This is a genomic window from Neptuniibacter sp. 2_MG-2023 (assembly GCF_030547495.1).
Lineage (GTDB): Bacteria > Pseudomonadota > Gammaproteobacteria > Pseudomonadales > Balneatricaceae > Neptuniibacter.
This window is the reverse complement of sequence record NZ_JAUOQC010000030.1, coordinates 1-1,008: the sequence shown is the minus strand read 5'-3', so window position 1 is coordinate 1,008 and position 1,008 is coordinate 1. Positions and strand designations below refer to the sequence as shown.

The window sequence follows — 1,008 nt, the reverse complement described above, 5'->3', positions numbered from 1 at the left end:
CGATGGTGAAAAACGGAACATACTGGGATGAAAAAATGGTCTAAATACTTGACTGGGAACCATAGTCACTTGTTATGAGGAGAATTTTTCCTTGGCCTCATCTTCATACTTAATACAGTTTTTACCCCAATTCGTTTCCTGCCAAAAGTAGTCATGTAATTTATCTAAACTATCAGGGCAATTAGTTATGACCTTATACCTTTTATCGGCTGGCACCCTATGTGGCACATCAGAGTCAAAGACTTCACCATAAGCCATGTTCTGCATGCAGACTTGGAAATCGCCAAAATACATAATAGAGTCGTTGGTCAATTCAATTATGCTTTCTAAAACTTTGAACCGATCGTTTTCAGTTTGTAGGGCTAACAAATCATGATGGATTGACTGTAACGCAAACCGAAAAACTCTAAATAATTTAAGGTTCACAATTTCGTGTGATTCCACTTTAGAAATAACAGCTAAAAGAGCGTTTCCAAAGCTTTGCATTAGCTCCAAGTATTCAACATGATCAATCTGAGCTTTCATTTCTAAATTAGAATATTTTTTACCAAAACAATAAGAGTTAACCTGCCTAATAGACACTGTTGATTGGTCTAATAGAACATTTATATCCTTGAATAGCTCAACTCGTGTATTTCTTTTCGCTTCTTCCTTTTGAGCATCTAGAGTGTTTTGATGTTGTTTAGATAACTGCTTAAATGCAATCAAGACAGAAGCTACAACAGCAATTGCAGCTAAAAGCGGACTAGCAAAATCTTTTGCTACATCGTAGCAAGACACGTTACTTATAAAGTAACAGCTTTTTTCAACTATTGTTGATGATGCCACTGGACTTCCATCTCCTCATAACGCTTTGCTAAGCGGCAATAAAATAGTTGGCTAAAATTAGCGAGGAACGAGCAAAAGCCAACTGTTTTTTGTCCGTTTAAGCAACTTGTATGGTTGTTCTTGAGGATATTCCACCTTTTTAAATCCTTTTAAAAACGGGTAAATTGAGACCCACCTTCG

General features: G+C 36.5%; 1 protein-coding gene. It reads right to left on the bottom strand.

Annotation, left to right across the window (positions count from 1 at the left end):
* Positions 1 to 72 precede the first annotated feature (72 nt).
* Positions 73 to 828 carry a hypothetical protein gene (locus Q4486_RS15735; protein WP_303520103.1) on the bottom strand — a complete coding sequence of 252 codons (756 nt, stop codon included), beginning with the start codon at positions 826 to 828 and terminating at the stop codon, positions 73 to 75.
* Between the last annotated feature and the right edge of the window lie 180 nt (positions 829 to 1,008).